General features: G+C 61.8%; 24 protein-coding genes and 1 tRNA gene. 13 read left to right on the top strand and 12 right to left on the bottom strand.

All coding sequences use genetic code 11. The features are described 5' to 3' along the window. The first annotated feature begins 36 nt into the window (after nucleotides 1-36). From ACWBU6_RS11160 to ACWBU6_RS11150, 3 genes are all read left to right on the top strand, one after another. Entirely contained in the window at nucleotides 37-183 is a 147-nt protein-coding gene (locus ACWBU6_RS11160) for a lmo0937 family membrane protein (protein ID WP_139232699.1), read from the top strand. Between the two features lie 96 nt (nucleotides 184-279). Continuing rightward, entirely contained in the window at nucleotides 280-945 is a 666-nt protein-coding gene (locus tag ACWBU6_RS11155) for an OmpA family protein (protein WP_452648856.1), read from the top strand. Nucleotides 946-1008: 63 nt separating this feature from the next. Beyond that, nucleotides 1009-1602 carry a DUF3617 domain-containing protein gene (locus ACWBU6_RS11150; protein WP_452648855.1) on the top strand — a complete coding sequence of 198 codons (594 nt, stop codon included), beginning with the start codon at nucleotides 1009-1011 and terminating at the stop codon, nucleotides 1600-1602. Here the strand turns inward: ACWBU6_RS11150 and ACWBU6_RS11145 are convergent. Both ACWBU6_RS11145 and ACWBU6_RS11140 read right to left on the bottom strand, forming a co-directional pair. Then, the gene (locus tag ACWBU6_RS11145; RefSeq protein WP_452648854.1) at nucleotides 1583-2422 is read right to left on the bottom strand and encodes a branched-chain amino acid aminotransferase; all 840 of its coding nucleotides are present in this window, start codon (nucleotides 2420-2422) and stop codon (nucleotides 1583-1585) included. The two genes, ACWBU6_RS11150 and ACWBU6_RS11145, sit on opposite strands and share 20 nt — an antisense overlap. A gap of 40 nt (nucleotides 2423-2462) precedes the next feature. Further along, nucleotides 2463-3548, bottom strand: a complete 1086-nt coding sequence (locus ACWBU6_RS11140; RefSeq protein ID WP_452648853.1) for a porin — start codon at nucleotides 3546-3548, stop codon at nucleotides 2463-2465. 71 nt (nucleotides 3549-3619) lie between these two features. On the opposite strand from ACWBU6_RS11140, the gene ACWBU6_RS11135 reads away from it, so the two are divergent. The 3 genes from ACWBU6_RS11135 (at nucleotide 3620) to ACWBU6_RS11125 (ending at nucleotide 6886) form a co-directional block, all read left to right on the top strand. Next, the gene (locus ACWBU6_RS11135; protein WP_452648852.1) at nucleotides 3620-4897 is read left to right on the top strand and encodes an acetyl-CoA hydrolase/transferase family protein; all 1278 of its coding nucleotides are present in this window, start codon (nucleotides 3620-3622) and stop codon (nucleotides 4895-4897) included. Nucleotides 4898-4961: 64 nt separating this feature from the next. Beyond that, a complete protein-coding gene (locus ACWBU6_RS11130) occupies nucleotides 4962-6383 on the top strand; it encodes a phospholipase D-like domain-containing protein (protein WP_452648851.1) in 1422 nt (473 codons plus the stop codon). A 53-nt stretch (nucleotides 6384-6436) separates the two neighbouring features. Continuing rightward, nucleotides 6437-6886 carry a hypothetical protein gene (locus ACWBU6_RS11125; RefSeq protein ID WP_452648850.1) on the top strand — a complete coding sequence of 150 codons (450 nt, stop codon included), beginning with the start codon at nucleotides 6437-6439 and terminating at the stop codon, nucleotides 6884-6886. Here the strand turns inward: ACWBU6_RS11125 and ACWBU6_RS11120 are convergent. Genes ACWBU6_RS11120 through ACWBU6_RS11110 form a run of 3 tightly spaced genes read right to left on the bottom strand, consistent with a single transcriptional unit; the run spans nucleotide 6883 to nucleotide 9253 of the window. Beyond that, nucleotides 6883-7692 carry a metallophosphoesterase family protein gene (locus ACWBU6_RS11120; protein WP_452648849.1) on the bottom strand — a complete coding sequence of 270 codons (810 nt, stop codon included), beginning with the start codon at nucleotides 7690-7692 and terminating at the stop codon, nucleotides 6883-6885. The genes ACWBU6_RS11125 and ACWBU6_RS11120 overlap by 4 nt on opposite strands. Beyond that, the gene (locus tag ACWBU6_RS11115; RefSeq protein WP_452648848.1) at nucleotides 7692-8594 is read right to left on the bottom strand and encodes a diacylglycerol/lipid kinase family protein; all 903 of its coding nucleotides are present in this window, start codon (nucleotides 8592-8594) and stop codon (nucleotides 7692-7694) included. Before ACWBU6_RS11115 ends, ACWBU6_RS11120 begins: the two co-directional genes overlap by 1 nt. After that, on the bottom strand, nucleotides 8591-9253 hold the full coding sequence (locus ACWBU6_RS11110; RefSeq protein ID WP_452648847.1) for a phosphatase PAP2 family protein: 663 nt from the start codon (nucleotides 9251-9253) through the stop codon (nucleotides 8591-8593). The genes ACWBU6_RS11115 and ACWBU6_RS11110 overlap by 4 nt, the downstream gene beginning before the upstream one ends. Before the next feature lie 108 nt (nucleotides 9254-9361). Here ACWBU6_RS11110 and ACWBU6_RS11105 point away from each other — a divergent pair, with 108 nt between their 5' ends. Continuing rightward, a complete protein-coding gene (locus ACWBU6_RS11105; protein WP_452648846.1) occupies nucleotides 9362-9586 on the top strand; it encodes a hypothetical protein in 225 nt (74 codons plus the stop codon). On the opposite strand, the gene ACWBU6_RS11100 is transcribed toward ACWBU6_RS11105, so the two are convergent. After that, entirely contained in the window at nucleotides 9583-10485 is a 903-nt protein-coding gene (locus ACWBU6_RS11100; RefSeq protein WP_452649553.1) for a LysR substrate-binding domain-containing protein, read from the bottom strand. The genes ACWBU6_RS11105 and ACWBU6_RS11100 overlap by 4 nt on opposite strands. Before the next feature lie 102 nt (nucleotides 10486-10587). Here ACWBU6_RS11100 and ACWBU6_RS11095 point away from each other — a divergent pair, with 102 nt between their 5' ends. Continuing rightward, a complete protein-coding gene (locus ACWBU6_RS11095) occupies nucleotides 10588-11604 on the top strand; it encodes a zinc-binding alcohol dehydrogenase family protein (RefSeq protein ID WP_452648845.1) in 1017 nt (338 codons plus the stop codon). Here the strand turns inward: ACWBU6_RS11095 and ACWBU6_RS11090 are convergent. The 3 genes from ACWBU6_RS11090 to ACWBU6_RS11080 all read right to left on the bottom strand — a co-directional run bounded on the left by ACWBU6_RS11090 (nucleotide 11601) and on the right by ACWBU6_RS11080 (nucleotide 13909). Continuing rightward, on the bottom strand, nucleotides 11601-12161 hold the full coding sequence (locus ACWBU6_RS11090) for a hypothetical protein (protein WP_452648844.1): 561 nt from the start codon (nucleotides 12159-12161) through the stop codon (nucleotides 11601-11603). The two genes, ACWBU6_RS11095 and ACWBU6_RS11090, sit on opposite strands and share 4 nt — an antisense overlap. Nucleotides 12162-12274: 113 nt before the next feature. Continuing rightward, on the bottom strand, nucleotides 12275-12958 hold the full coding sequence (locus ACWBU6_RS11085; RefSeq protein ID WP_452648843.1) for a hypothetical protein: 684 nt from the start codon (nucleotides 12956-12958) through the stop codon (nucleotides 12275-12277). A gap of 54 nt (nucleotides 12959-13012) precedes the next feature. Next, nucleotides 13013-13909: a ribose-phosphate pyrophosphokinase gene (locus ACWBU6_RS11080; RefSeq protein ID WP_452648842.1), complete on the bottom strand. Its 897-nt coding sequence runs from the start codon at nucleotides 13907-13909 to the stop codon at nucleotides 13013-13015. Between the two features lie 151 nt (nucleotides 13910-14060). Here ACWBU6_RS11080 and ACWBU6_RS11075 point away from each other — a divergent pair, with 151 nt between their 5' ends. Continuing rightward, on the top strand, nucleotides 14061-14891 hold the full coding sequence (locus ACWBU6_RS11075; protein WP_452648841.1) for an alpha/beta fold hydrolase: 831 nt from the start codon (nucleotides 14061-14063) through the stop codon (nucleotides 14889-14891). Here ACWBU6_RS11075 and ACWBU6_RS11070 read toward each other — a convergent pair. The 3 genes from ACWBU6_RS11070 to ACWBU6_RS11060 form a co-directional block, all read right to left on the bottom strand. Then, nucleotides 14867-16168, bottom strand: coding sequence for an MFS transporter (locus tag ACWBU6_RS11070; RefSeq protein ID WP_452648840.1), 1302 nt, complete (start codon nucleotides 16166-16168; stop codon nucleotides 14867-14869). The two genes, ACWBU6_RS11075 and ACWBU6_RS11070, sit on opposite strands and share 25 nt — an antisense overlap. Next, nucleotides 16165-17466, bottom strand: coding sequence for a GH1 family beta-glucosidase (locus ACWBU6_RS11065; protein WP_452648839.1), 1302 nt, complete (start codon nucleotides 17464-17466; stop codon nucleotides 16165-16167). The genes ACWBU6_RS11070 and ACWBU6_RS11065 overlap by 4 nt, the downstream gene beginning before the upstream one ends. A gap of 71 nt (nucleotides 17467-17537) precedes the next feature. Further along, entirely contained in the window at nucleotides 17538-19898 is a 2361-nt protein-coding gene (locus tag ACWBU6_RS11060) for a TonB-dependent receptor (RefSeq protein ID WP_452648838.1), read from the bottom strand. 109 nt (nucleotides 19899-20007) lie between these two features. On the opposite strand from ACWBU6_RS11060, the gene ACWBU6_RS11055 reads away from it, so the two are divergent. The 4 genes from ACWBU6_RS11055 to ACWBU6_RS11040 all read left to right on the top strand — a co-directional run bounded on the left by ACWBU6_RS11055 (nucleotide 20008) and on the right by ACWBU6_RS11040 (nucleotide 24828). Next, the gene (locus tag ACWBU6_RS11055; RefSeq protein ID WP_452648837.1) at nucleotides 20008-21570 is read left to right on the top strand and encodes a tryptophan halogenase family protein; all 1563 of its coding nucleotides are present in this window, start codon (nucleotides 20008-20010) and stop codon (nucleotides 21568-21570) included. A gap of 65 nt (nucleotides 21571-21635) precedes the next feature. Next, nucleotides 21636-22655: a LacI family DNA-binding transcriptional regulator gene (locus ACWBU6_RS11050; RefSeq protein ID WP_452648836.1), complete on the top strand. Its 1020-nt coding sequence runs from the start codon at nucleotides 21636-21638 to the stop codon at nucleotides 22653-22655. A 79-nt stretch (nucleotides 22656-22734) separates the two neighbouring features. Then, a tRNA-Ser gene (locus tag ACWBU6_RS11045) sits at nucleotides 22735-22824 on the top strand. Between the two features lie 42 nt (nucleotides 22825-22866). Further along, nucleotides 22867-24828: a hypothetical protein gene (locus ACWBU6_RS11040; RefSeq protein ID WP_452648835.1), complete on the top strand. Its 1962-nt coding sequence runs from the start codon at nucleotides 22867-22869 to the stop codon at nucleotides 24826-24828. Nucleotides 24829-25027: the final 199 nt, after the last annotated feature.

Here is a 25027-nt window from a genome sequence, read left to right as displayed (position 1 = left end):
TGACCCCAGGATTACGGACTATGAGAGGAAAACATCATGCTCTATACGATCGCTGTCGTACTCATCATCTTGTGGCTGCTCGGCCTGGTGACCTCCTACACGGTGGGCGGTTTCATCCATATCTTGCTGGTGGTAGCCGTCATCATGATCCTGCTGCGCCTGATCAGTGGGCGCGGCATTTAGTTAAGCCGGCCAAGCCGGCGTACACTAGCGGGGCGGGGACTGCGGCGCAGGACCCGTCCCGCTTTTTTTCGAGCATATTTTACGAAGGAGAAGCTCATGCCCAATAAAACCCTTGCTACCCTGCTGATTGCCGTGCTTGTCACGACCGGCTGTGCGGAGATGAATGCCACCCAGCGCGGCACTGCCACCGGCGCAGGTGTCGGGGCCGGCATTGGCGCCGTACTCGGCGCCGCCACTGGTCCTGGCGGCGGCAAACGGGCTGCCGGCGGTGCGGTACTCGGTGCCGCCGTCGGCGCCGTGGTGGGCAACGTCTGGTCCAAGCGCATGGAAGCGCAAAAGCAGCAGATGGAACAAGCCACCAAAGGCACTGGCGTGCAAGTCTCGCAAACCGGCGATAACCGCCTGAAGCTGGAAATCCCGAGCGATATCTCGTTCGACACCGGCCGCTCCGACATCAAGCCGGACTTCCGCCCTATCCTGGACCGCTTTGCCACCACGCTCAATGAAAACCCGGCCACCTCCGTCAGCATTGTCGGCCACACCGACAGCACCGGCAGCAGCAGCGTCAACCAGCCCTTGTCGGTTGACCGCGCCGCCCATACGCGCGATTACCTGGCGACCCGCGGCGTGTCGCCAACCCGCATCGTGATCGAAGGCCGCGGCGAGCAGGAGCCGGTCGCCTCGAACGACGACGCGGCCGGCCGTGCGCGTAACCGCCGCGTGGAAATCTACGTGGCCGAGCCACGCCAGCCGCAAGGCTAAACCAGTATGAACGGCCCGCGGCAAGCGTGCCGCGGGCCGTGTATCCGAATCCCGGGAGCCTCTATGAAAATCCAATCCTTCTTCCTGCTCTGCCTGGCCGCTGCGCCGGCGTTGGCGCAGCCTTTGAAACCGGGCCTGTGGGAACTGGATAACCGCATTGCTTCCGCCAGCCCCGAAATGATGGCGGTGATGGCGGCGGCCCAGCAACAGATGGCGAATATGGCGCCGGAACAGCGCAAGGCAATGGAACAGATGATGGCGCGCCACGGCGTCAACCTGGGCCTGGGCGCGAACGGCGGCGTCAAGCTGACCTATTGCATGACCAAGGACATGGCCGAGAAGCAGGACCTGCCCGCCGGCCAGCCCGGCCAGTGCACCACCACGCGCACGCCGGTGCCCGGCGGCCTGAATGTGACCTTCAATTGCAGCCGGCCGCCTTCCAGCGGCAATGGCCAGGTGATCTTCGACGGCGACACGGCCTACAGCATGCGCATGAACGTGAACAGTTCAGCGCAGGGCAAGCCGCAAACCATGCTGGTGGAAGGCAGCGGCCGCTGGCTCGGCGCGGACTGCGGCAGCGTGGCCGCGCCGGCGCCAGCCGCACCGCCCAGCAAACCAGGGCCGGAGGTGCAGGCCCCTACTCGCCGCGCTCAATGAACGCCCAGTACAGTTCGCGGGCTTTGGCGGCGACCGGACCGGCCGGCAGTGCGCGGCCGTTATAACGCACGCAAGGCATGACTTTGCCGAAATTGCCGGTGTTGAAGATCTCGCTGGCGCGCTCCAGTTCTTCCGGCCGGACCGTGCGCTGTTCCACTTCGATGCCGGCTTCGGCCAGCAGCCGGATCACGCGGGCGCGGGTGATACCGGCCAGGAAGGTGCCGTTCAGGGCCGGCGTGACCACCTTGCCTTCGGGCGTCACGAAGAACAGGTTGGCCGTGGCGAACTCCGCCACATTACCCTGGCTGTCGCAGACCACTGCGTTATCGTAGCCGCGCTCCTTTGCCTCGCGCAGCACGCGGGTCGAATTGGCATACAGTGCCGATGCCTTGGCATCGGTCGGCGCCATGTCCGCATCCGGGCGGCGCAAGGCCGACAGGCAGGCGGAGAAGCCGGTAAAGGGCGGCACCGGCGCATCGAACAAGGTCAGCGCGAAGGCCGATTTTTCGGCAACCGGGATCAGCAAGCCATCGGTGGCAAATACCAGCGGGCGGATATACAGCTCGGCGTCGGCCGGGAAACGGGCGACGCCCTCCTTCACCAGTTTCTCCATTTCTTCGACGCTAAGCGGACATTCCAGGCCCAGGCTGCGCGCCGAGCGGATCACGCGCTCCAGGTGCGGCCGCAGGTCGGGCAATTTGCCGCGGATGGCGCGCGCGCCGTCGAAAACGGACGAGCCGAGCCAGACGCTGTGGTCCATCGCACCGAAAAGCGGCGCGTTGCCTTCCGCCCAGTTTCCATTGTAGTAAGTCAGATACATAGTGTTCCCCGCTGAAAGTTCAGCATGGGAATGTAGCACATCAGAAAGCGTGGCGCAGGCCGAAGGTAATGGCGCGGTTACCCTTGCCGCTTTCGGTGGCGGTGCCGGCCGTATACGGCGCACCGTTGCGGTTGCGGATATGGGCGAAGGATGCGTGCAGCGCGGTGCGCCTGGACAGGGAGTACACCATGCCGATGGCCGCCTGGTCGGCATCATGGTTGGGCGGGCTGCGGTCATCCTTGTGGATGAAGGACACCATATAGGTCGCGCGCCCGCTGGTGTAGGACAGGCCGGCCAGCATATCGTGGCTGTAGAGCGAAGGCGTGGCCAGGGCCAGGGCGCCATAGGGATTCGACGGGTCCCACGGCGAGCTGCCGAGACCGCGGTTGATGCCATAGGCGGCGAAGACGGTGGCGGCGCCCAGGTTGAGGTTGGCCGCCACCAGCGTGTTGCGCGCGGAAAGGTCCACCGGCTGCGTGGTGCCGACCGCTTCGATCGGATTGCGCTTGCGCTGGTGGGCGATACGGATATCGAACAAGCCATTGGCAAAGCCCAGCGTTGCGCCATAAGCGCGGTTGCGCGAGGTGCTGAAGGCCGATTCGCCGAAACTGTAGATGGCGCTGGCGCTCCATTGGTGGCCGGCCGGCGTGCGGTATTTCAGCGCATTGTCGTAGCGCTTGGTGGTGAAGCCCATCAGGTTGGTTGCGGTGCCGGCCAGGCCGCCGTGGAAGGGGTCGGCCACCTCGGCCAGCGTCTCATATTGCAGGTTGTACTGGCGCCCGAGGGTCAGCATGCCCCACGGTCCGTCGAGCCCGACCCAAGCCTGGCGCCCCAGCAGCCGGCTTTCTTCCGAGCGGCCGGTATCGTTCTCGACCCCGCCCTCCAGCGTGAAGACGGCAGAAGTGCTATGGCTGCCGAGCGGTTCGCGCCCGCTGATGCCGATGCGCGAGCCTTCCGAAATGCCCGGGGAGACCTTGCTCCTGGCGCAATCCCCTTTGCAGCCACGCTCGAGCACGACGCCGGCATCCACGACGCCATAGGGCTGGACGCCTGGTCCCGCCGGCGGTTCCCTGGTCTGCGCCAGCGCCAGTGCGGGCAATGTGAGCAGGATGGCAAGAGCTTTCATGCTTGTCAGCTTAGGGTAAGCAGTGTCATGCAATCTGTGCGCACACAAACAAAACTACTCGGAGACCCGGTATGTCCAGCAAGCGTTGCAGCCCCGCCGACGCCATCCGCCTCGTGCGTGATGGCGACATGATCATCGTTCCCACCGGCGCCGGCGAACCGCCCACGCTGTTGAAGGAACTGTCGGCCCAGCGCCGCAATTTCCAGGGCGTGCAGGTGGCGCAAATCCTGGCCATGCGCAAGTACGATTACTTCGACCCTGCAACGGCGCACCATGTGAGGCACTGCGCCTTGTTCTTTGGCGCAGCCTCGCGGCCGGCCGGACAGGCTGGCTGGGCAGATTTCATTCCAGCCTATTTCTCCGAGATCCCCTCCCTGATCGAACACGGTCAGATGCCGGCCGACGTGGTGTTTGCGCTGGCCTCCGAAATGGACCAGCACGGCAACTTCTCGCTCAGCCTGGGCGCGGACTACACCATGGCGGCACTGCAGAAAGCGCGCGTGATCGTGCTGGAATCCAATCCCAACGTCCCGTTTGCGCATGGCCAATGCCATATCCATATTTCGCAGGTCACCGCCGTGGTGGAAAGCGATGAGCCGGTGATTGAAGTCGGGCTGCCGAGCATCGGCCCGGTGCAGGAGGCAATTGCCGCCCACGTCGCGCCGATGATCGAAGATGGCTCGACCTTGCAGATCGGCTACGGCGGCATTCCCGACGCGGTGGTGATGCAGCTGACCGGCAAGCAAGACCTTGGCATCCATACGGAAATGATTGGCGACGGCATCCTCAAGCTGGTGGAATGCGGCGCCGTGACCAACCGCCGCAAGACCTTCATGCCGGGGCGCATGGTTGCCACATTCGCACTGGGTTCGCGCAAGCTGTACGACTTCATGCACCATAACGCGATGCTGGAAATGCATCCGGTCAGCTTCACCAACGATCCGTATATCGCGGCGCAGAACGACAAGCTGGTGTCGATCAATGCCAGCCTGCAAATCGATTTGCTGGGACAATGCGGTTCGGAAAGCCTGGCCCACCTGCCCTATTCCGGCACCGGCGGCCAGGCCGACTTCGTGCGCGCGGCGAATCGTTCACGCGGTGGCAAATCCTTCATCGTGCTGCCCTCGACCGCCAGGGCAGGCAGCATCTCGCGCATCGTGCCGACGCTTTGCGCCGGCACGCATGTAAGCACCAGCAAGAACGACATCAATTATGTAGCGACCGAATATGGCGTGGCACAGCTGCGCGGCAAGTCGGCCCGGCAGCGGGCCGAAGCGCTGATTGCCATTGCGCATCCCGATTTTCGCGGCGAGTTACGGCGCGAAGCCGCCCGGCTGAACTACGGCTAACTATGTTCGGCAGCGAACGTTCAACCGTTCGCAGCTGCCTTAGACTGGCCATCGGAGGTTACTCATGAAGGCAAGTCGCTTGCTGGCTTTTATCCTCGCGGGCTGGACGCTGCTGGCCTGCGCATCGCTGCCGGAGGTCGATGCCGAGCGGACCAAGGCGCGCGCCAGCGCGGTGCCGGAAGTGGTCACCGCCAAAGGCAAGCTGCCGCGCCAGACGACCGAACAGTTGCTGAAAAAGCGCTGGGCCAAGTCGACCCTGGACCTGAAGGCCCAGGCGGCGCTGGAGGAAGCCGCGACCGGTGTGCCGCTCATTGCCGGCAACAAGGTGCAACTGCTGTTCGATGGCCCGCAAACCATGGCGGAGATGATGAAGGCCATTGCCGCAGCCAGGGACCATATCAATTTCGAGACCTATATCTTCGACCAGGATGAGCTGGGCATGAAGTTCGCCGAACTGCTGATACAAAAGCAGCGCGAAGGCGTGACGGTCAATGTGATCTACGACAGTGTCGGCACGATCGGCGTGCCGCAAGAGTTCTTCGACCATATGAAGGCGGGCGGCGTGAAGCTGCTGGCCTTTAATCCTGTCAATCCGGCCAAGGCGCGCGGCAATGGCTGGAAGCTGAACAACCGCGACCATCGCAAGATGCTGATTGTCGATGGCAAGATTGGCTTCACCGGCGGGATCAATATCAGCGATACCTATTCGAAGAGCTCGCCATTCCGCGGCGGATCGAGCGGCATTGGCTCCGGTTCGGGCGGCGGCTCCGGCCCCACCCGTGCCAAGGGCGAGAACAATGTCGGATGGCGCGATACGCATGTGCGCATCGAAGGTCCGGCGGTGCAGGCCATGCAATGGCTGTTCGTGCAAGCCTGGATCGAGCAGGATGCGGATGATTTGCGCGACGCCAAATACTTCACCGAGGTGGCGCCAGCCGGCGACAAGGTGGTGCGGGTGCTGGGATCACGGCCGGAGGGGCGCTTCGAGATCTACCAGGCCCTGCTGCTGGCCATGCAGGAGGCGAAGAAATCGATCCACATTACCTGCGCCTATTTCGTGCCGGATGACCAGACCATGGAAGCGCTGACTGACGCGGCCCGGCGCGGTGTCGATGTGAAGCTTGTGCTGCCAAGCGTGTCCGACAGCGGGCTGGTGTTCCATGCCGGGCGGGCGTTTTACCAGCCCCTGCTGGAGGCGGGCGTCAAGATCTACGAGCTCAAGCTGTCTGTGCTGCATGCGAAGACGGTGGTGATTGATGGCGTGTGGTCGACCGTTGGTTCCACCAATTTGGACCGGCGCAGTTTCCTTCACAATAGCGAAATCAATGTGATCGTCATGGGCGACGTGTTCGGGCTCGAAATGGAGAAGGCCTTCAAGGAAGACCTGAACAACTCTAAGGAGGTCACCCTGGTGGAGTGGAACAAGCGACCGATCTCCAACCGTTTGAAAGAATGGCTTGCCCGCGTGTGGGACTACTGGCTCTGAAGTTTAAGATTTCTCAAGCCTTGCCATGCTTTTCAGCCTAGGCTGGAAGAGCCATGAACGATCATAAGCCGCCCACCTCGCTTGACAAGCCCCCGCCCGGCGATGACCATGCAGGTATCCCCACGCGCGTAGCCAGGCTGGAGGTAATGGTGGAAGAAGTTATCCTGCGGTTAGACAAGCTCGACCTGAAGGTCGACAAGCTGGACAAGAAGCTCGACGACGGGCTGGAAAAGCTCAACGAGAAGTTCGATCACGGGCTGGAAAATCTCAATGCGAAGATCGATCATGGGCTGGAAAATCTCAACAGGAAGATCGATCATGGGCTGGAAAAGCTCAACGATAAGATCGATCACGGGGCGGAAAAGCTCAACGACAAGATCGACGCTGGTCAGCGGGAATGGAATAGCCATTTCACAAAAATCTACTACATGATCATCGTGATCTTGACCGCGCTGGTTGGCGGCTTGCTTGGCCTGCTGGCCAAGGTGACTGGAGCCATTTAGATGGCGGGACGCCAGATGTCGCCCTGGCGGCGGAAGATGTCGGTGGCGGCAAGGGTGAAGCCGTTGCCTTCGATCCAACTATAGCGCTCGACCTGGATTTCGTCGTGCTGCACGCGCAGCACATTGAATGAATTCGTTTCGCCGCGGCTGCGGGAGGAGGTGGCGGTTCCTGCCTGGACCACCAGCGCGGCATAGCCATCAATCTCATAGCGTTCGGAAGTGTTGTGGCTGTGGCTGGTGTGCAGGTGGCCCGCCAACAGCAAGTCGACGCCGCAGCGTGCAAATACTTCCATCGCCATCGGCGCCCTGTCCACGATATCGTCGCGGTCCTTGTGCTGCGGCAGGTCGAAGGGATGATGGGTAACCACCACCCGCGTGATGCTGCGTGGCAAGCGCGCGAAGCGGTGATGCAGGTAGTCGACCTGGTGGCGATTGACGCGCCCATTCTTGAAGGTCAGCGAACGCGCTGTGTTCAGGCCGAGCACGGCTATCTCTTCATCCATGAATTCCGGTTCCAGGTCGCGCGTGATATAGCGGCGATACTTGACCAGTGGGCGGAAGAAGCGCGCGGCCACGTTATACAGGGGGATATCGTGATTGCCCGGCACCACGATCTGCGGCATGGGCAAGGTATCGAGGTAGTGCCGTGCCTGGCGGAACTGCGCGCTGCGGGCGCGCTGGGTCAGATCGCCCGAGGCCACGACCACATCCGGCCGCATATCGCCGATCAGTTCCCGCAAGGGCGCCAGCAGCGCGTTGTCGACGCGGCCGAAATGCAGGTCGGAGATATGGACCAGGGTTCGCATCACTCCTCCTCGGGGCGCGGCACGATCACCGGCAAGGCAGCCGGTCGAATCCGGTAACGCAAAGGCGGCGCCATGACTGTGACTTCGCCGTCGGTCGCCACCCGCAGGCGCCGGTGGCGGGTCTCGATCATCATTTCGCCAGCCTGGAACACATGAAACTCGCGCGACTGGCGCAGCCGTCCGAATAGCGCGCGCAAGGCCAGTTTCAGCAGGCCAAAACGCGTCGGCCGCTGCGCCACATAGACGCTCAGCATGCCGCCATCGATACGCGCCCGCTCGCCGATATTGAAGCCTTGCATATGGTATTTATTATTACCGATGAAAACGAAAGGCGTACGCCGCGCATGGCCTTGCTCGCCGAGCGTCAGCCGCACGCTGAGGAAAGGATAGCGCCGCAGCGCTGCCAGCGTCGCCCAGCCGAACGCCGTCCACTTGCCGCGGCCGAGGCGGCGCTGTTGCCGCTGGCGGTCGCGCACGATGTCCGGATAAAGCCCGAGGCTGGAATTGTTCAGGAAGATGCGGCCATTTACCTCCCCTACATCCACTTGCGCCACATGCCCGGCAGCCAGGGTGGCAATGGCCGCATCGAGTTGCGGCGGGATGCGCAGGTCGCGCGCGAAATGATTGAGGGTTCCCATCGGCAGCACGCCAAATACGGCGCCGCTATCGAGCACGACCGAGGCCACGGCATTGATCGTGCCATCGCCTCCGCCCGCCACCACGACCGGCGCACCGGCGGCCAGGGCCGAGCGGGCGGCCTCCATCAAATGATTGACGTCGGCGGCGAGCGTAATCTCCGCATCCAGGCCATGGCTGGCAAAGCGCGCGGCCAGCGTTTCGCGCCACGGCTGGCCATAGCCCAGGCCGGCACCGGCATTGACGATCACCGCCATCGGGCTCATGGCCGCTCCCGGTGCCGGCGCAGGCTGGAGACCGCCGTCACGCAGATGGCCAGCCAGCCCAGCCCTTCCATCACGGCAGCCAGCACGTCCGTCAAATAATGGACGCCAAGGTAGAGGCGGCTGAATGCAACCAGTGCCACCATCAGCACGGCGCCAAGCACAATCGCCGCGCGCCGGGCGCTGCCGCGAGTGTGGGACCACAAGTAGCAGGCCAGCACGCCGTAGAACACAGTAGCGGCAAGCGCATGGCCGCTGGGGAAACTGTATGTCGGCAACGTCAGCAGCGGCGCGTCAAAGCTGGGGCGCACCCGCTGGTAGCTGTGCTTGAGCAGGACGTTCAGCACCATGCCCGGCGGCACCGAGAGCAGCAAGGCCAGCAACCAGTAGCGCGCCTGGCGGCGCCAGAGCTGCCAGGCAAAGAGCAGCGTCAGCAAGGCGATACCGGCCACGCTGTGCAGGTGACTGACCGCCAGCATCATTGTCGTCCACGGTTCGCTGGCGCGGGCATGCAGCCATTGCGACACCGTGACATCAAGCGCGGACAGCCGTGCCCCCGGGCCGACGGCAGCCCCGGCAATGGCGTGGAAAACGGCAGCGGCGACGATCAGCAGGGTCAAGCCGGCCACGAGGTGTAAAGGAAGGCGGATCGTATCTCTCATACAACGTTTTGCAAAAATACCTGATTTTTCATCCAGTACTGTTGATTCATACAGTATTTGTGTTATTCTAATCACTCGTTAAACACATCACAGCAAAAGGAATTCGTCATGACCACGATGCACAACACCTTCGGCTCCCGCTTTGGCCTGGAATATGCCCCTACGTCTTTCCTGGTTCGCTTCGGCAAACGCGAAGTGCTGGTGTGCCGCGACTTCCGCAAGCGCTTCTACGCTGTGAACCCGATCATCGAGTGCGACACCGGCGTGCAGCCTGGCCACCTGGAAGTACTGCTGTTCAGCCGCTGGCTGCTGATCTTCTCCAAGGCCCACTAAGCTTCAGTCTCGCATAGCTGTTCATACTGAGCGCGCAAATAGTCGCGCAATCGAATCACGATGGGCGTGACCTGCGAGCGATGCATGCAAACCAACTGTAATGGCACCTCTTCACCCATTACATCTGGTAGCAGCAAGCGTAAGCGGCCGGCCTTCAGGTCGGCGGTCACGTCCAGCCGTGATTTGTAGGCAATCCCCCATCCCGCTACCGCCCAGCGGCGCACCAGGTCGGCATCATCGCTACTGCGGTTGCCCCTGACCTGCACCACTTTGCCCTGGGCGGGGAAGGCCCAGCGGTCATACAGCACATCATCCAATGCAAAGCGCAAGCAATTGTGCCGCGCCAGCTCGTCCAGGTTGGCCGGGGCGCCCTGCCGGCGAATGTACTCCGGCGAGGCCACCAGTGTGCGCCGGTTGCCAGGCGCAATCGGCATGGCCACCAGGCTGGAGTCATCGAGTTTGCCATAGCGCAGGGCCAGGTCCACTGGCTGGCGATACATATCCGCCACCCGGTCGCTGACGTGCAGCTGCAGGCTGATGGCCGGGTACTCGGCCTGGAAGGCGTCAAGCCACGGCAGCAGCACGTTGCGGCCGACGTCGGACGGCATCGAAATCCTCAGCAGGCCCGCCAATTCCTGCTGGCCTTGCCTGATCGCCTCGTGCCCTTCGCGCAGTTGGCGCACCGCTTCGCGCGCATGACGCAGATAATGTTCCCCTTCCGCCGTCAGGCGCAATGAACGCGTGGTGCGGGCGAACAGGCGCAATTGCAGCGCGTCTTCCAGCCGCTTCAAGGCTGCGCTGGCCAGGGCTGGCGAGATGTCCAGAGCGCGCGCCGCTGCCGACAGGCTGCCGCGGTCAGCCGTATTGACGAAGATTTCGAGGTCGTCCAGGCGCAGCATTTTCAGCATTCCATTGAAAGTGTTTCCATGATTTTAGTCTTTTTCTTGAAGCCGTAATGATCGAAGATTCCGACATCACCACTTTTTAAGAAAGACACAAGCATGAAAGCTGTCGCTTACCGCGCCTCCCTGCCAATCGAGCACGCCGATGCGCTGATCGATGTCGAATTGCCCGCCCCCGTTGCCACCGGCCGCGACCTGCTGGTCGAGATCAGGGCCATTTCCGTCAACCCGGTCGACACCAAGATTCGGCGCAACGTCGCTCCTGCCGAGGGCGAAAATAAAGTACTGGGCTGGGATGCCAGCGGCATCGTCCGCGCAGTCGGCCCGCATGCCAGCCTGTTCAAGCCGGGCGATGAAGTCTGGTATGCCGGCGCGCTTGGCCGTTCGGGTACCAACGCCGAACTGCACCTGGTGGACGAGCGCATCGCCGGCCACAAGCCCTCCAGGCTCAGCTTCGCCGAGGCAGCCGCCCTGCCCTTGACCGCCATTACCGCCTGGGAGCTGCTGTTCGACCGCCTCGGCGCAAGCCGCGACGTGGCGCATGAAGCCGGCAAATCCCTGCTGGTGACCGGCGCTGCCGGCGGTGTCGGCTCCATCCTCGTCCAGCTGGCACGCCAGTTGACCGGCCTGACCGTGGTCGGCACCGCCTCGCGCCCCGAAACTGCTGAATGGGTCAGGTCGCTGGGCGCCCACCACGTGATCGATCACAGCAAACCGCTGGATGAAGAAATCCGCCGCCTCGGCCTGCCGCCGGTCAATTACATCGCCAGCCTGAATGAAAGCCAGCAGCACTTCGCCGCATTGGCCGAACTGGTGGCACCGCAAGGCAAACTGGCGCTGATTGACGATCCGGCACACATCGACGTGCGCCTGCTGAAACGCAAGAGCGTCTCGCTGCATTGGGAGTTCATGTTCACGCGTTCGATGTTTGAAACCGACGACATGGCGCAACAGCATGCCCTGCTGAATGACGTGTCGCGCCTGGTCGACAGCGGCGTGCTGAAGACAACGCTGGGTGAACGCTTCGGCAACATCAATGCAGCCAACCTGAAGCGCGCGCACGCCCTGCTCGAAAGCAATCGCGCACGCGGCAAGATTGTGCTGGAAGGGTTTTAAGCTTCGGCGGCGGCGCGCACGGCATGGGCCACCGCGCTCGCCTGGCCAGCCTGCTCGATCGCGTGCTGCTGCTGGCGAATCGCCAGTGCGCGCCGGTCATGCGCATCGACCAGGTCGATCAATGCTTGTGAAAGCTGGCATGCTTGCTTGACCGTCTCGTCGAAGCGGTCGCGGCCGCGTGCCAGCATGGGCGACTCATAGCCGACCGCGCTGAACATTTCGCAAATCTCCAGGCACAGGTCGCGCAGCGTGCGCATGGAATCGCAGGCCCCCTCGATATCGGCGCGCATCTTGCGGTCAAGGTCGATGAACTCGGTACGGGCACAGTCGTGGGCGGACAATTCAGACACCGTGCCCTGCCAGCAACGGATACGGCGGCTGATGCGGCTGATGTTGGCATTTTTCTGGCGCAGGATCAGCGCATATTGCCAGGCCAGCAGCGCCATCGGCAAACAGGCCAGGAAGGCCGGCAAGCCCGCACGCCGCAAAGTGGTTTCCATTTTTTTGCAACGGCGCAGGACCGCGCCGATATTGCTGCCAAGGGATTGATTGCGCATGGCCTTCCTCCCGACGATGCGCCGTGCGAAAGCATGGCGCGACAAGCCAAGTATAGGCAGCGCAAGGCTGGCGGGAACAGGCCCGGGGTTGATGCAGATTAAAGGAGCAGCGATTAGGCGCCGTTGAGCCAGGTTTGTTCGTGGGCGCGTTCGCGGCGGCGGCGTTCGGCAGGCGAGTCGAAGTCGCGCAGGAACTGGACATGCTTGCGTTCCAGCGCCAGCATCTCGCGTTCGATCGCATCGATCTCGGCGCGGTCGGCCGAGTGGTTCATGTAACTGGCGCGTTCGCGCTGGATCCGCTCCTGCTCGTCCTTGATGGTTTGCAGCCGGCCTTCGCAACGCTGCACGGTGCGGCGCAGCTTCTCCGGCGTCAGGCCCTGGTCGCGCAGGTCGGTCTGCACCGCCAGGTCGCCGCGCACGGCGTTGGTGCGCTTTTGCAGTTCGGCGATCTCCGCGTTGACTTCGTCGATGGCTTTGCTGTCCTTGGCCGCGTAGGCGTTGCGGCGGCGCTCGCCCAGCAGGGCCATTTCCGCTTCCAGCACTTCGTATTCGTCGCGGAAAGGGCGTTCGAAATTGCCTAACTGGGCTAGGCAGGACTCGAGCTGCTTCTCCAGGGCCACCACTTCGAGCTGGAGTTTGGCGACCGGCATGTCGAAGCGGCGCTGGGCACGCTCCTCCATCGCCTTGTTGGCGGCCAGCAGGCGCGCCTCGTAGCGCACGGTAGAAAACTTCTTGCGCGCCTCTTCCTCATGGGCGGCACGCAGCCTGCGCTCGTAAGCGCGATACGCTGCGGGCATGCGCAGCTTGCGATACCAATTACGAATCCAATTCCACATAGGCAGGAATATAGCCTAGGCTGCGCCTCGTGTCATGTCTGTCAGGGCAGGCACCAGCATGGATGCTACAGGAATGGCGTTGCTGCTGTGCGGCACGGTGTCGCAGCTCGCGGTGCGGGCTACCCCGGAGGCTTGCAAGTCTTCGAAGGCGCTGCCGGCGAATAAAGGATGGACCGCGACGCACACTGGCGGCGGCAAGCCGGCCCTGCGCACATGGCCTGCGGCGGCAATCATGGTGCGGGCGGTGGATGCGATATCGTCAACGATGACAGGAGTGTGGTGCAGCCAGCGTTCGGTGTCCGGGACCGAGACTTCCACATCATGGTCACCCCGGCGCACCTTTTCCAGCATGATGCAGGGGCAGCCGGCGCCGCGCGCGACCTCGGCCGCCCATTGCTCGCTCTCCGCGTCCGGGCCGATCACCAGCGGCTGCGGCACATTGGCCGCAATCCATTGCGAGATGGCCGGCGCGGCATGCAACACGCGGGTTGGGATGGTATAGATTTCCGCCAGGTCGTGATGGCGGTGCAGGTGCGGGTCGATGGTTACCATCCAGTGGAATACGCCAGACACCAGACGCGCGAAATGTGCGGAGGTGATGCCCTCGCCTGGGTTGAAGATGGCATCGTGCCGCATATAAGCCAGGTAAGGGGCGACCAGGCCGACGCTGGCGGCCCCCAGGTCGCGTGCGATGCACGCTGCAAAGTACAAGGGCATGAAGCGGTCATCCGGCCGGTCCAGGGTGCAGACCAGGACCACCTGGCGTCCTTTTACGTCGGAGTGGTAGCGCACGTAGGATTCGCCGTCCGGGAAGCGCCGTACCTGCAAACTCCCCTGTTCCCACCCTGACAACGCCGCAATTTGCGCTGTCGTTGCTTCATTGCCGGGCAGTGCGAACAGGAGTGGCGTCATGGCGGTTCCCTCAAAGTGGTGACTTTTATTCTAGCCCTCGTGCCGGTAATTGCGCAATTCATGCATCATTTTTGACAACTCGTCGCAATCTCCGGGTAGCTAGCCGGCGCAGCAGCCAGAATCGCCTCCGTTATCAAACCTGGAGATTTACATGCCATTGCCCCGTTCTACCCTGCCCGTGCTGGCACTGGCGCTGGCCAGCGCCCACGTGCACGCCGAAGCCGTGTTGCAGGACTTCGCCGGCCATAAGATCGAAGTCCTGAAGATCGCCAAGCCAGGTGCCCCAGCCACCGTGGTTTTCGAAAATGGTTCGCGCATCACCCTCGATAAATGGGACAAGGTGATCCAGGAAGTGGGCAAGGAAGCGACCGTGTTCGCCTACAACCGCCCCGGCTACGGCAAGAGCGACAAGCCAACAACGCCGCGCGACGGCAAAACCGTGGTTGAAGAATTGCGCCAGCTGCTGCGCCAGCAAGGCTTGCAGCCGCCCTACACCCTGGTCGGGCATTCCCTCGGCGGCCTGTATATGCAAATGTATGCGCGCGCCTACCCGCAGGAAGTCCAGGGTGTCGTGCTGGTCGATTCGATCTACCCCGGCATCATCAAGAAGCCGGAGGAATTTCCCCTGATGACGCGCATGGCCAAGTACGTTTTCCTGAATTCCGCAATGGAGGCCGAAGTCGACCAGATCAACAGCACCGGCCAGGCCATGCTGGCGATGCCGTGGAACGACGAAATCCCCGTTGTGCGCCTGTTTAACGTGCCCAAGTCGGCCGGCGCCGTGGCAGTCGACCTGGGTACGGTGAACAACGACGAGCAGACCCGCAGCATGGTCAAGAATATGTACCCGAAAGCCTGCAAGGTGATCGTCGACTCAGATCACCAGATGCAGCAGGCAAATCCCGAAGTGGTGGTCACCGCCATCCGTGACGTCATCGGCGCCCGCGACGGCAAGCGTCAGCCAGCCTTACACTGCAGTTGATCATCGGGTGCGGCGACGGCCCGCGCTTCTTCATGGTGGAACGGCGCGTACCAGGTGACGATGAAGGATGGCACGGTCGCTGCCATCACCAGCCAGAAGTAGCTGACATAGCCCATGGCTTCCTGCAGGTGGCCGCTGGCCATGCCGGTCAACATGCCGCACATCCCCATCAGGCCAGTGCCGAAGGCGTAGTGCGTCGTGGTGTATTTGCCGGGCGCCAGCTGCTGCATCAGGTAGATCATGAAGCCCACCGAGCCGAAGCCGAAGGAGAACTTCTCGATCACTACACCGGCGCCTATCAGCCACAGGTTGGAGGGCTGGTAGATCGCCATCAGCAGGAAAGTGGCGATCGGGATGTTCAGCACGCAGCACAAGGTGAACAGCACCGGCTTCAAGCCGCGCCTGGCCACGTACCAGCCGCCGATCAGGGAGCCGGCCAGGACGGCCAGCAGGCCATAGGTGCCGTACACGATGCCCAGCAACTCGTTCGACATGCCCAGCCCACCCTTCGCAACCGGGTCGACCATGAAGAAGGGGCCGATCTTTTCCAGCAGGCCGATCGACACGCGGTACAGCAGCGCGAAGGCCACCATGGTCCACACGCCGCGCTTTTCAAAGAAGGTCTTGAAGGCGTCGCGCAGGATGAAGGCCGCCTGCCCCAGGTTTTCCGGCGTGTCGGCAGCACGAGCGCCATCCGGCATGACGCGCCAATGCCAGGCAGTGATCGCCAGCAGCAGGATCGCCACGGCGACGAAAACGATGCGCCATGCGCCCAGCCAGTCCATGCCGTAGTCCGAATGCAGGCGGCCGCTCAGGTAGACCAGCACGCCGGAGGCCACCACCGGACCGATATTCCAGCTCAGGCTCTGCACGCCGCAATACAGCGACTGGCTGCGCGAACTAAGCGAGGTGACGTACACCCCGTCGCTGGCAATATCCATGGTGGCGCCGATAAAGGACATGATCCAGAACAGCACCATCATCAACGCCATCGCGCCCGGCATGCCCATGACCAGGGCTACCGCGCCAAAGCCCAGGCCCAGCAGCAACTGGGTGACCAGCACGAAGAATTTCTTGGTGCGGTACATTTCCACCACCGGTGCGAACAGCGGCTTGATGGTGTAGGCCAGGATCAGCATGCTCGAATACTGGGCGGCGCGGCCATTGTCCATGCCCAGGTTCTTGAACATGATGGATGTGACGCTGGTCAGCATCATATAGCCCATCGCCATCGCGAAGTAGCCGCTCGGCACCCACTGCAGCGGCGAGCGGTTCATGAACGCTGCACCTTGATGAACTCGCGGTACCAGTGCGCACTGTCTTTCAGCGTGCGTTTTTGCGTGGCGTAGTCGACGTGAACGATACCGAAGCGCTTGGCGTAGCCGGAATCCCATTCAAAGTTATCGAGCAGGCTCCACATGAAATAGCCCTGCACGTCGACGCCCTGTTCCATTGCACCGGCCAGCGCATCGAGGTGGCGCGAAACGAAGGAAATGCGCTCCTCATCATGTTCCGGCGTGCTGCTGGCCATGCCATTCTCGGTGATGTAGATCGGCGGCAATGCGTACTCGCCTTTCAGCTTGAGCAGCAATTCGGTCAGGCCTTGCGGATAAATTTCCCAGCCCATGTCGGTGCGGCCGTTTTCCAGCGGCGGCGTGCGCGGCGGAACTTCAGCGCTGCAAAAGGCGCGGAAGTAATAATTCACGCCGAGGAAGTCGATCGGCTGGTGGATTGCGGCCATATCGCCCGCTTCCACGTGCGGCGCATTGGCGCCGTGGTGGCGCAGTGCCAGTTCAGGATAATGGCCTTTGAAAATTGGATCCATGAACCATTGTACCGAACGCGCGTACTCTATTTCAGCCAGGGCGCGGTCGGCGTCGGTATCCGTGGCCGGGTCGGCGGTCCACTGGTTTAACACGATGCCGAGCCTGGCCTTCGAACCGACAGCGCGCATGGCGCTCATCGCCATGCCGTGCGACAGCAGCAAGTGGTGCGAAACCTGCACTGCGGCTTTTGCATCGCGTACGCCCGGCGCGAACTGGCCATTGCCGTAACCAAGATTGGCAGTGCACCAGGGCTCGTTATGGGTGGCGATACTGGCCACGCGGTCGCCGAAGCGGCGCGCCACTTCGGCAGCGTAGGCAGCGAAATGCCGGCAGGTGGCGCGATTGAGCCAGCCGCCCTCTTCCTGCAAGGCTTGCGGCAGGTCCCAGTGATACAGCGTGACATAGGCCTGCTTGCCCTTCTCGTGCAGCGCGTCGATCAAGCGTTCATAAAAATCGAAGCCGGCTTCGTTCCAGGCGCCCTTGCCGTCCGGCTGCACACGGGACCAGGCAATAGAGAAGCGGTAGGCATCGACACCGAGGGAGTCGATGATGTCGACGTCCTCGCGGTAGCGATGATAATGATCGCAGGCGACGCTGCCGTCGCTGCCATCCTTGATCTTGCCGGGCGTATTGCAGAAAACGTCCCAGATAGAGAGGCCTTTGCCGTCCTCCTGGTTGGCGCCCTCGATCTGGAAGGCGCTGGTGGCTACGCCCCAGAGAAAATCGGGCGGCAGGCGTGTGTCTTTCATTATTGATTTCGCAGGTAAAAACTCAGGGATGGCCTGCCCCGGGGGACGAGGCAGGCCGCGTTGCGGCGGGCTTAGAACTCAATACCCGCGTTAACACCGATGGTGCGTGGGGGCAGGTACTGCGCCACCCACACATTGGCGCCGTTCATGGCGCTGGTCTTGATACGCTTGTCGCCGACATTACGCACGAAGGCATCCACCCAGAACTGCTTCGGCCCCTGGTAGCGCAGGCCGATGTCGAACTTGGTGTAGGCAGCTTGCTGGTCTTCCGGGCCAAGGTTGAAAATCGACAGCTCCGACTTCGTTTCGTAGTGCGCCGAAATGCGCGGGACCAGCGTGTCGCCATTGGCCATACGGAAGGTGTGCTGATAGTTCAGGTGGGCCGAGAACTTCGGTGCGTGCGGCATGATATTGCCGGTTACGTTCAGGCAGTTCGAGTTCAGGTCCGGGCAGAACGGCAGCGCGTAGTCGTTGGAGCCGGCGATCAGGAAACCCAGCTTGGTATGGGTATAAGCCAGGGCCAGCGCCAGCTTGTCGTCCGGCGACAGCTTGGCCTGGATTTCCGACTCGACGCCCCACACCTTGGCGCCGTCTACATTGCTGGTCACGAAGGTGTGCGAACCGTCCGGGTTGGTGACCGGAGAGCTGAACTGGAAGTCCTTGAAGTCCTCGTAGTACAGCGCGTTGTTGATGCGCAGCGCGCCGCCCAGGAAGGAGCTCTTGCTGCCGATCTCGTAGTTGGTCAGGGTCTCCGGGTCATAAGTACGGCCGCCGTCCTGCAGGCCGCCCGCCTTGTAGCCGGTCGCCACGCTGGCGTACAGCATATGGTTCTTGTCCACATCGTAGCTCAAGCGCGCCAGGCCGGTGGTCTTGTTGCCCTTGTAGCGGCCCTCGTTGGAAGGCACGCTTGGGTTGTAGCCCTGGCCCGGCCTGGTGGGATCGATGCTTGGGCTCAGCGGAACTTGCGGCACATTCGGGTCGTAGTTCCAGGTATAGCCATTGCCGCCCTGATTGGTGCGCTTGTCCGAGGTGTAGCGCAAGCCGCCGGTCAGGTGCAGGCTGCCGACATTCCAGGTGGCCTGGCCGAATACGGCACGCGAATCCACGGTTTCCTTCGGCTGGATGAAGGAACCCTGCCACGACACGCTGCCCTGCTGGGTGCCGTGCATGATCGGGATGTCGAAGCGGATGCCATTGTCTTCCGCCGCGTAATAAGCGCCAAGTTGCCAGTCCACTTCTTTCTGGCCTACCGATTGCAGTTGCAATTCGTGGCTGTTGCTCTTGTACTTGGACCAGACCGTGTTATTGGCCTGGTAATCGCCGCCGGTGGTGAAGCTGGTCGGCAGCACGCGGCCGCCATCCTGGTCATAAGTGGACGAACCGGAGAACTTGGAATGGCCAGCGATGTAGGTCAGCGACATATCCGGGCTCACGGCGTACTCGACGCGGCTGCGGAAGGTGTTCACATTACGGTGCAGGAATGGCGCGGTGTCGATCAGGGCCGACCACTCATCCTGGCCCGCGCGCGGGGTCTGCATCAAGTTCATGCTTGGGGTGCCACGGTCCTGGAAGCGTTCGTAGGAGATATTCCACTTCAGGCGATCGGTCGGCTGGTACAGCCAGCTTACGCGTATGCCGCTCTGGTTTTGTGCGTTGTAGCGCGGCCCGTTGACGACGTAGTTGTTCGGGTTAATCGGCTGGAACCTGGCCGGGTCGCCGCCGCCCGCCAGGTAGGCCGCCTGCTGGTCCGCGATCGAAATGTTCGGGAAGGTCTGGTATTTCACGTAGCCGTCGTGCTCTTCGTGGATCACGGCCACGCGCAGGGCGGAGTTGTCGCCGGTCGGCACGTTCAAGGCTGCACGGGCGCCGAGGCGGGCGTAATCGCCGATGCCGCCGGAAACACTGCCCGAGAATTCCTTCAGCTTGGGCTTGACGGTCTGCATATTGACCGCGCCGACGGTGGAGTTGCGGCCCCACAGCGTGCCTTGCGGGCCGCGCAGGACTTCGATCGCCTCCACGTCGAACAGCAGCGCGGTGGCGCCTTCCGGGCGCGGCGAGTAGATGCCGTCCACGAAGAAGGCCACTTCCGGATCAGCATATTCGGTCTTGGCGGAGTCGTTACCGATGCCGCGCATGGTCATGGTGATGACGCCGTGGTCGCCCTGGCCGGTGGCCTGGAAGCTTGGCACCAGGTTGGTCACGTCCTGGATGGTTTGCACGTGCGCGTCTTCGAGCGCCGCTGCATCCAGGGCGGTAACGGCCACCGGCGTCTTTTGCAGGGAGGTGGTGCGTTTGGTCGCCGTGATCAGCACTTCTGGCACGACGGTGGATTCGGCATTGGCGGCCGGCGCGGCAGGGGCTTGCTGCGCGGTGGCGCTGTTCGCGGACGCGACCAGGGCCAGCACCCCGATCTGGATTGCAGAAAACTTCATGTTGTCTCCGGTAGTTGTTGTGAAAACGATTTCTTATTTCTTGAAAACGTTTTCATGGTACATTTTCAAAAAATAAAAAGTCAACAGATTTTTTAAGGAGACGAGCAGAATGGTACCGATTCCAATACGGCGGATACTCATCGTCGGCGGCGGCAGCGCAGGCTGGCTGTGCGCTGCCTACCTGGCCAGGATGTTCGGCGACAGCAAGGAGATCACCCTGGTGGAAGCGCCTGAAATCGGTGCCATCGGCGTCGGCGAAGGCAGTTTCCCTTCCCTGCGCGCGACGCTCGCGGCGCTCGGCATCCCGGAGGCGGAATTCGTGCGCGAATCGAGCGCCACCTTCAAACAAGGCATCACCTTCCGCAACTGGCGGCACGGCGACGATCACTATTTCCACCCCTTCTCCATACCGAGCCAGCGCCCAGGTGCGCCGGAACTGCTGCCTTACTGGCTGCAAGGCATGGCAGGCGACACCCCTTTCGCCGAAGCGGTCACCATGCAAAAGCGCGTAGTCGATGCGCAACGCGCGCCGAAACGCATCGGCGACAGCGACTACAACGGCCCGATGAACTACGCCTACCACTTCGACGCCGTCCGCTTTGCCGCACTGCTGGCCCGGCATGCCCGCAAGCTTGGCGTGCGCCATGTGCAGGACCACGTCGAAGGCGTCCAGCTCGACCTCACCGGCGCCATTGCCAGCGTGGAGACGCGCGAGCACGGCGCGCTCACCGCTGACCTGTATATCGACTGCTCGGGCTTCCGCGCCCTGTTGATTGGCGGCGCGCTCGGCTCACCGTTCCGCAGCGTGGGCGACGTCCTGCTCTGCGATACGGCGCTGGCCGTGCAGATACCCCACGCGGCGCACGATGCGCCGATCGCCTCCGCCACCATCTCCACCGCGCACGAAGCGGGCTGGACCTGGGACATCGGCCTGCAGGAACGGCGCGGCATCGGCTACGTGTATTCGAGCCGGCATACCAGCGATGAGCGCGCCGAACTGATATTGCGCGGCTACGCTGGGCCCGCCGCCGAAGGACTGAACGTACGCAAGATCCCCATGCGCGTCGGCTACCGCGAGCAGCAATGGATCGGCAATTGCGTGGCGATCGGCCTGGCTGGCGGCTTCCTCGAACCGCTGGAAGCATCCGGCATCGGCCTGGTGGAAACGGCGGTGCACATGCTGGGCGCCCTGTTCCCGCACAATGGCGAAATGGCGCCGCTGGCACGCCACTTCAACCAGTTCATGCGTGAGCGCTATGCCCGCATCGTGGACTTCATCAAGCTGCATTACTGCCTGAGCCAACGCCGCGAGCAGTTCTGGATCGATAATTGCGCCCCCGCCAGCTGGACCGCCAGCCTGCGCGACAAGCTCGCCATGTGGCGCTGCCGCCCGCCGCAGCGCATGGACTTCGCAACCGACTTCGAGATGTATCCGCCCGCCAGTTGGCAGTACGTCCTGTATGGCATGGGCTTCCCGCAGGCGATGCCGCAGCTGCCCGGCCTGGAATCGATGGCTGAAGCGGCGCGCCGGGAATTCGCCAACATCGCCGCTGTTTCAGCGCGCGCGGTGGCCGACCTGCCCGACCACCGCGCCTTCATAGCCCAGTTATGCCGTCATGAAAACGCTTTCAGAAACGATTTTCATACCATTCGTGCAACAGCCGGCCCCTGAGCGCCGGTTGCTGCCGGGTTCTATGGTAATCTCCACCTGAAAAGCTTTTCATAACGAGAAACTCCTTGAACGACCACACCAACGCCCCCTCGCCTGCCACGCTGACCGACGTCGCCCGCCGCGCCGGCGTTTCCCCCAGCACCGTATCGCGCATCCTGAACGGCACCGCCAAGGTAGCCGACGAAAAACGGCAAGCCGTGCAGGCCGCGATCAGCGAACTGAATTTTGCACCGAACCAGATGGCGCAAAGCCTGAAGCACGGACGCACGATGACGATCGGGATCGTGGTGCAGGATATCGCCTCGCCCTTCTTCGACGAGATCCTGCATGGCGTGGACGATGGGCTGAAAGGCACAGGCTACGCCTCGGTGATCGTCAGCGGTCACTGGAATGCCGACGAAGAAGCGGAGCGCATCCGCCTGCTGCTGGCGCGCAAAGTGGACGGCATCATCCTGCTGACCGGCCGCATGACCGATGCCGCAGTGCTAAGCTTCGCGGCACAGCGGCCTGTGGTTTCGCTGGGCCGCGTGCTGCGCACCAACCGCGCCATCGGCTTTGCGCTCGATAATGAACACGGCGCCTGGCTGGCCGTGCGCCACCTGATCGAGATGGGCCACCGCCGCATCGCCCATCTGGCGGGGCCGGTCGAGAACCGCGATTCGGTTGAACGCCTGGCCGGCTACAAGCGCGCGTTGAAGGAAGCCGATATCCCTTTCGATCCTGCCCTGGTGGTGGAAGGCGACCTGCAGGAAGCCGGTGGCCTGATGGCGATGAACCGCCTGTTCGACAGCAATCATCCTTTCACCGCGGTGTTCGCAGTCAATGACCAGACGGCATACGGCGCCCGGCTTTTCCTCTACCGCAAAGGCATCCGCGTGCCGGACGATGTATCGCTGGTCGGCTTCGACGACCTGCCCGGCTCCTCCTACACCACACCGCCCCTGACCACTATCCGCCAGCCGCTGTACGTGATCGGCCAGACGGCCGTCCAGTCCATGCTGGGCCTGATCAACGGCGAAGATGTCGAAGGCACCATCCCGCCGGTGGAGCTGGTGGTGCGGGAGACTACGCGACGCGTCCGCTAATGCCTGGCAGCGCCCTCCCCGGCCGCCTGCGCGGAATGTTTGGCCCGCGTGCAATGATTTCTGTATAATGCGGCACTCCGGAAGCGTGGCCGAGTGGTTGAAGGCAGCAGTCTTGAAAACTGCCGACGGTTAATCCCGTTCGTGAGTTCGAATCTCACCGCTTCCGCCAGAATGCTCTAGGCGTATAATTTGGCTTAATATTGCTGAGTTTTTGCAACGCCTGGTACAAATGACTGGTACAAACAAGAAGCGTCCGACGTCAACCGAAGAGGTTGATGTGATACTTTCAAAGCTTCCAAATCTCGTAAAGAAGAAATCGGGCGGTTACAAGTACCGCAAGGTTGTCCCCAAAGAGCTGCAAAAGCTCGTCGGCCAGACCGAAATCAAGAAGCAGCTCACCGGCGACCCTAGAGCTATAAGGCTGCAGTGGTCCGAACTTGAGGCCTACACCACGAAACTCTTCGAAGCAAAGAGACTGCTGCTCGAGCAGCATTTGTCTGAAGAGTCGGCGCTGGAAGCTTATCTCCGCAATAAACCTGCTCCAAAGCGGCTCCCTGCCGCAACTGTCGGCTTGGCAAATCAGCTGGCTGTCCTGCATCTGCAACCATTAGCTGAAGAGGCCGAAGCCCGTCGCCTCGGTCATAGATGGATGAGCGAAGCGGAGATGAGCGCCTTTAATGGTGAATTGGCTGAGGTGACCGCGCAGTTGAAGAACGCAATAGCAATGGGCGATGTTTCAGCGTTTATCCCAACAGTCACAGGGCTAGCACTTTGGCGGGGTTACGTGCTGATTGACGAATCGGGCGAAGACATGCAGGCCCTCACCTATGATTTCTTACGCGCCGTTCAAGAAGGCTGCCGGGTCCTGGCTGCACGTCAAGATGGACAATTTGCTGAGCCAAATATCCCACCGGGTGAGCCACTACAAGCGGTTTGGCAACTCAATATTCCAAGCACCAAGGCCAAACAAAAGAAAGTCCACAGACTTTCCGATATCACTCCGCTTTATCAGGAAAGACTCTCCACGGCTCCCCGAAAGACCCAGACAACAAAACTTTCATGGTGGGTCGCACTTGTCGACTTCTGCCACAATAAGGCGCTAGAGGATGTCTCCGAGAACGACATCTACGAATTTTTCAACAGCCGCCTGTACGCAGAGCAAAAACCCTGGAGTATGGGATATTTACCGAAAGTTCGTGCTGGTTTAAAGGATGCGTTTGGCATTGCAAAACTCAAGAATCTTTGTAGCAGAAATCCAGCAGGAGAGCTGGACTTGATGCCAAAAATAAAAGCGGCTGAGGAGCAGAAAAGGAAGAAGCCACGGAAGGCGTATGAAGTCGAACAACTCAACGGCCTTCTTGAATCCGACTGGTTTAATCCGGACGCAACAAACTGGCGTGGGAAGATGAAGTGGGACTTAGGTGCCCGTTACTGGGCTCCCTTAATCAGCGTGTACCACGGCCTACGGGTTCGCGAGACGATGCAGCTTCGCGTAAGCGACTTCGGGCTCAAGGCGGGCCATCTGTTAATGGCAATCCAGGTGGAAGACACTGATAGCGATGAGAATGATGAAGATAAGGATGATGAGGATAAGAATAACAATGCACTTCCGACGCGACGACTGAAGAATGAAGCGACTCGTAGGCAGGTTCCTGTTCATCCGAAATTGATTGAGCTCGGGTTCCTAGATTTCCTTGAACTTTCGAGGCGCCACGGACTGTCTGCCCCCCTGTTTCCTTCTGCGCTTCCAGAGCGCTCGAGTCTGGCGCCACTGTGGGGACGTTCATATGAGCAGAGTTTTCTGCGATGGGTAAGGGATTCGCTCGGTTACGGCAAGGGGTTTGGCAATCATAGCTTCAGGCATACGCTTGAACGGTGTATGCGCCAAGCCCAGTTAGTTGAGCCGTGGCCCCCAGGTTTGGGCCAATTTTATAGCGGGCGTACGTTGCCTAGCGATGCTGACAAGAGGCTGTTTTTGGAGGTATCGAGTGACCGTTTGTATGGCGACGGATTTGACCCGGCCACAATCTTGCCTTGGGTTCAAAGGATTCAATACGGCGGCATCAAGCTACCTAAACCGTTCGCCGAATGGCTTGATGGACGTCCAGCGGTCGACTCTCACCTGGTTGCGCTTCTGGATACTCAATGGGGAAGAGCTTGGCGGGATGGCTAGCACAGCGATGAAACCTGCACTTATATTGCGCGTGCCAGAGAAGCTACAGCTAAGTTAGATGAATGGGGAAGACCGGGAGAATTGCTCGCCGCCCGGCCTCCACTCTCCGCTGCCCTTGTACGATTTGGCCTATGAGTCAGTGCATTCATCAGCACATGGAGCTCACATGCAGATTATCGGCACCGGAGAAAGGGCATGA

It is taken from the genome of Pseudoduganella sp. HUAS MS19 (genome assembly GCF_053615455.1).
This window is presented reverse-complemented; position numbering and strand designations above follow the sequence as displayed.